The sequence below is a fragment of the Citreimonas sp. genome (genome assembly GCF_042096055.1).
Taxonomy (GTDB): domain Bacteria; phylum Pseudomonadota; class Alphaproteobacteria; order Rhodobacterales; family Rhodobacteraceae; genus Citreimonas.
Window position 1 is genome coordinate 1 of the sequence record NZ_JBELMH010000136.1, and the last position, 4,862, is coordinate 4,862.

General features: G+C 69.8%; 5 protein-coding genes. All 5 read left to right on the top strand.

Going from position 1 to position 4,862, the window contains the following annotated elements; translation table 11 throughout:
- A partial coding sequence (locus tag ACFDTC_RS17415) for a fused MFS/spermidine synthase (RefSeq protein ID WP_375260145.1) occupies window positions 1–1,166 on the top strand: 1,166 nt, incomplete at its 5' end.
- Between the two features lie 179 nt (window positions 1,167–1,345).
- Window positions 1,346–2,044, top strand: coding sequence for an ABC transporter permease (locus ACFDTC_RS17420; RefSeq protein WP_375260146.1), 699 nt, complete (start codon window positions 1,346–1,348; stop codon window positions 2,042–2,044).
- The gene (locus ACFDTC_RS17425) at window positions 2,037–2,792 is read left to right on the top strand and encodes an ATP-binding cassette domain-containing protein (RefSeq protein ID WP_375260147.1); all 756 of its coding nucleotides are present in this window, start codon (window positions 2,037–2,039) and stop codon (window positions 2,790–2,792) included. Before ACFDTC_RS17420 ends, ACFDTC_RS17425 begins: the two co-directional genes overlap by 8 nt.
- 23 nt (window positions 2,793–2,815) lie before the next feature.
- Complete coding sequence (locus ACFDTC_RS17430) at window positions 2,816–3,634, top strand: substrate-binding domain-containing protein (protein ID WP_375260148.1); 819 nt, start codon at window positions 2,816–2,818, stop codon at window positions 3,632–3,634.
- Window positions 3,635–3,736: 102 nt separating this feature from the next.
- A complete protein-coding gene (locus ACFDTC_RS17435; RefSeq protein ID WP_375260149.1) occupies window positions 3,737–4,636 on the top strand; it encodes a substrate-binding domain-containing protein in 900 nt (299 codons plus the stop codon).
- Window positions 4,637–4,862: the final 226 nt, after the last annotated feature.

A 4,862-nucleotide genomic window follows, 5' to 3' on the forward strand; every position in this document is an offset into this window, starting at 1 on the left:
GCATCACGGCGCTGACCGCGCTGGTGTTCTTCCTGCCGTCCTTCTTCGCCGGCGTGCCCGCGCCGGTCCTGGCGCAGATCGCCGTGACGACGGCCGACCGCAGCGGCCCCGCACTGGGCGCGATGTTCGCCTCGGGCGCCATCGGCGCGATCGCGGGCACGCTGCTGGCGGGGTTCGTGTTCATCTCTTGGCTGGGCTCGGCCGCGACGCTGGTGGTCGTCACCATCGTCTATGTCGCGAGCGGCGCGCTGTTCCTGTGGCTGGGCCGGTCGCGCGGACGCGGCGTAGCACTGGCCTCGGCCGTCGCGGCGCTCGGCCTCGCGGGGCTGGCCTTGGCCGCGCCCGATCCCTGCGACCGCGAGAGCCGGTATTTCTGCCTGCGGGTCGAGGACGTCTCGGCCGATCGGGCGCGGCCCGTGAACCTGATGGTGATCGACCACCTCGCCCACGGGATCAGCGCGCGCGACCTGCCGCTGGTGCAGTTCACCGAACACACCGCCATGCTGGACGCGCTGTCGATGCAGCGCAGCGCGCGGGCGGATTTCACCAGCTTCCATATCGGCGGCGGGAACTACGCCGTGCCACGGGCCTTCGCCGCGCGCGGCACCGGCCCGATCACCGTGGCCGAGATCGATCCGGCGGTCACCGACCTCGCCGCCGAGGCGTTCTGGTTCGACCCCGACACCGCCACGGTCCTGCACGAGGACGGCCGTCGCGCGCTGCTCACCCGCCCCGAGCAACGCTACGACATCATCATCGGCGACGCCTTCACCGACGTGGTCGTGCCGGTGCACCTCGTCACGCAGGAGTTCTTTCGCCTCGCCGCCGACCGGCTGGCGCCCGGGGGCAGCTTCCTGATGAACGTCATCGACCACGAGGACCGGCTGCGCGCGCTGGCCTCGATCGTCGCGACGATGCGCACGGTCTTTCCGGTGGTCGAGGTCTGGACGCAGCAGGTGCAGCCGCTGCCCGGCCAGCGCATGGTCTTCGTCGTGGTCGGCGGCGACTTCCGCACGGAAGTGGACGCGTTCACCGTAGCCGCGCCGGACCAGACCCGCTTCGGCGCGTTGGGCGACGCCTTCGTCGATCAGCTGGTCGAGGCGCGCGGGCTGGTGCTGACCGACGATTATGCGCCGATCGACCGGCTGATGGGCCGGCAGGACTGAGCCTAAAGGCTCGTAAAGTTCCGCTTCCGGAAATTTTGCAGTCTCTTGTGCGCGCCTTCCGTCCCTAGTTGAACTGCGTAACCCAAAATTGCAGCGCAAATTGCGCCTTGATCTCGGCACTGACCGCAGGATACCATGCAGCACAACGGAAATTTTGCACTATCGGAGTTCTTGCAGGAATGGGAGACGCGCTCGGCCTCGCGATGCAGCTCGTCCTGTCGGGCGACCCCGACCTGCTCGAGATCGTGCTGCTGTCCCTGCAGGTCAGCCTGACCGCGACGATACTGGCCTGCCTCATCGGCCTGCCGGTCGGCGCGCTTGTGGCGATCGGGCGGTTCCCCGGGCGCAATGCGGTGCTGATCGTGATGAACGCGCTGATGGGCCTGCCGCCGGTGGTCGTCGGCCTGCTGGTCTACCTGCACCTGTCGCGGTCGGGTCCGCTGGGGTTCCTCGGGCTGCTCTACACGCCGACGGCGATGATCATCGCGCAAACGATCCTGATCGCACCCATCGTCGCGGCGCTATCGCGGCAGGTGCTCGAAGACCTACATGCCGAATATGCCGAACAGTTCCGCTCGCTCTGCCTGAGCCGCGGCCAGACGGTGCAGGCGCTGCTGTGGGACGCGCGCTATTCGCTGCTGACGGTCGGGCTCGCGGGCTTCGGCCGCGCGGTGGCCGAGGTCGGCGCCGTGATCATCGTCGGCGGCAATATCGACCACCTGACGCGGGTGATGACGACGGCCATCGCGCTCGAGACCTCGAAGGGCGATCTGGGCCTGGCGCTGGCGCTGGGGATCATCCTTCTGGTGATCGCGCTGGGGGTGAACGCGGCGGTGCAATCGGTGCGCATGACCGCGGCGAGGCAGGCTTATGTCTGACGCGCTGCTCTCCCTTGCGCCGGCGGTGGCGCCGCGGATGCGGCCGGCGCCGATCCTGCCGCTGGCGGTGCGAGACGTCGTGTTGCGCTTCAAGGACGCGACGATCCTCGACGGGGTGGGCTTCGATCTCGGCCCGACCGGCTGCACCATGGTGATGGGGCCGAACGGCGCGGGCAAGAGCCTGCTTCTGAAGCTGCTGCACGGGCTGATGCTGCCCGCGTCGGGCCGGATCGACTGGGGCGGCCATGCGGCGGCCGAGGTCACCCACCGCCAGGCGCTGGTCTTCCAGAAGCCGGTTCTGCTGCGCCGGTCGGTTGCGGCCAATATCGACTTTGTTCTGAAGGCGCGGCGCAAGGATACCGCCCGCCGCGACGCGCTGCTGGAGCACGTGGGGCTGGCGCACAAGGCGCAGCAGCCGGCGCGCCTTCTGTCCGGGGGCGAAGCGCAGCGCCTGGCACTGGCCCGCGCGCTAGCCACCGACCCCGAGGTGCTGTTCCTCGACGAACCGACCGCCAGCCTCGACCCCGCCTCGGTGCTGGCGATCGAGACGATCGTGCGCGACGCCCGCGACCGCGGCGTGCGCATCGTCTTCGTCACGCACGACATGGGCCAGGCGCGGCGCATGGCCGACGACGTGCTGTTCCTGCACCGCGGCCGCGTGGCCGAGCACACCCGCGCGGACGACTTCTTCCCACGGCCGCAGAGCGAAGCCGCGCGGGACTACCTGAACGGCAGGATTGTCGTTTGACCGAACGAACGAAAGGTACGGAAATGAAGACCAAGACACTCGGCGCCGCCGCCATCGCCACGCTGATCGCCGGGGGCGCCTGGGCGCAGGACCAGTCGATCATCGTCCAGTCCACCACCTCGACCGCGAACTCGGGCCTCTACGACTACCTGCTGCCGATGTTCGAGGACGAGACCGGCATCCAAGTTAACGTGGTGGCCGTGGGCACCGGCCAAGCGATCCAGAACGCCGAGAACTGCGACGGCGACGTGCTTCTGGTCCACGCCAAGCCCGCCGAGGAGGCGTTCGTCGAAGCTGGCTTTGGGACGACCCGCACTGACCTGATGTACAATGACTTCGTCATCGTCGGGCCAGCGGACGATCCGGCCGGTGTGGGCGGCATGCAGGACGTGCAGGCGGCGCTGTCGCGGATCGCGGACGAAGGCGCGCTCTTCGCCTCGCGCGGGGACGACAGCGGCACCCACAAGAAGGAGATGGCGCTGTGGTCCGACGCAGGCGTCGATCCGACCGCGGCCTCGGGTGCGTGGTATCGCGAGACCGGGTCCGGGATGGGCGCCACGCTCAACGCCGGGATCGGCATGGGCGCCTACGTTATGACCGACCGCGCCACCTGGATCAGCTTCGACAACAAGCAGGACTACGAAATCCAGGTGCAGGGCGACGAGGACATGTTCAACCAGTACGGCGTGATCCCGGTCAGCCCCGAGCACTGCCCAAGCGTGAACGCCGAGGCCGCGCAGACCTTCGCCGACTGGCTGGTCTCGGAGGACGGTCAGCAGGCGATCGCGGGCTATATGGTCGCCGACCAGCAGCTGTTCTTTCCGAACGCGCCCGCCGACTGAGCGCGCGGGCGGCCCGTCGCGGCCGCCCAGACCGCACGCGGAGATGGCCCGGACGCGCGAAACCGGCTATGGCTTGCGCGCGACGTTGACCGAGGCGATCCCATGACCGACACCGCCTTTCCCGACCACGAATTCCTGACGGTCAAGGAACTGGCCGACCTGCTGCGCCTGAAGGAGCGCAAGGTCTACGACCTGGCCGCTTCGGGGGCCGTGCCGTGCTCGCGCGCGACGGGCAAGCTGCTGTTCCCCGCCGACGAGATCCGCGCCTGGATCGCGCGCGCCAAGTCGGGCGGGGATGGCGGTGCGGCGCCCGTGCCGATGAACCGCCCGCCGATCATCCTGGGCAGCCACGACCCGCTGCTCGACTGGGCGATCCGGCAATCGCGCTGCGGGCTCGCCACGTTCCACGACGGCTCGCGCGACGGGCTGGACCGCTTCCGGCGCGGCGAGGGCATCGCCGCCGGGCTGCACATCCACGACGCGGCCTCGGACAGCTGGAACGTGCCCGCGGTCTCGGCCACGGCGGCGGGGCTGAACGCGGTGCTGGTGCGCTTCGCGACGCGGCGGCGGGGGCTGGTGGTGCGCACGGACCGCCCGGCGCCGTCGGGTCTAGGCGACCTTTCAGGGCGCCGCATCGTGCCGCGCCAGCCGGGGTCGGGCACCGACACGCTGTTCCGGCACCTTGCCGCGCGCGACGGGCTGGACCTGTCCGCGCTCGACATGGCCGAAATCGCCCGGACCGAGGACGAGGCCGTCGAGACCGTCCGCCGGGGCGAGGCCGACGCCGCCTTCGGTCTCGAGGCGGTGGCGATCAGCTACGGCCTCGACTTCGTGCCGATCCTCGACGAGGAGTTCGCCCTGCTGATCGACCGCAAGGCGTGGTTCGAGCCGCCGATGCAGACGCTGATGAGCTTCTGCGCCGCGCAGGCGTTCCGCGACCGCGCCGAGGCCTACGGCGGCTACGAGATCGACGCCCTGGGCAGTGTCGCCTGGAACGCCTGAGACCGAGCTGTCGCAAACGGGGATCGATGCGGCGCTGTGACGAAAGCGGCCCGCGGTGACGCCCGCTAGGCAGCGCCGAGGCGCGGGCGCATGACCGGCCGCCGCACTGATCGGAAGGCCCCCACATGATCAAGATGCTGTCCGGGGTCTGGGCCCTGCTTCTCGGAATCGTGCTGATCATGCTGGGCAACGGCATGCATTTCACGCTGATCGGCCTGCGCGGCGG

Excerpts from the sequence above, each read along its gene's own strand:
- ACFDTC_RS17435 (WP_375260149.1), top strand. The coding sequence starts at position 3,737 with ATGACCGACACCGCCTTTCCCGACCACGAATTCCTGACGGTCAAGGAA.
- ACFDTC_RS17425 (WP_375260147.1), top strand. The coding sequence starts at position 2,037 with ATGTCTGACGCGCTGCTCTCCCTTGCGCCGGCGGTGGCGCCGCGGATG.
- ACFDTC_RS17420 (WP_375260146.1), top strand. The coding sequence starts at position 1,346 with ATGGGAGACGCGCTCGGCCTCGCGATGCAGCTCGTCCTGTCGGGCGAC.
- ACFDTC_RS17430 (WP_375260148.1), top strand. The coding sequence starts at position 2,816 with ATGAAGACCAAGACACTCGGCGCCGCCGCCATCGCCACGCTGATCGCC.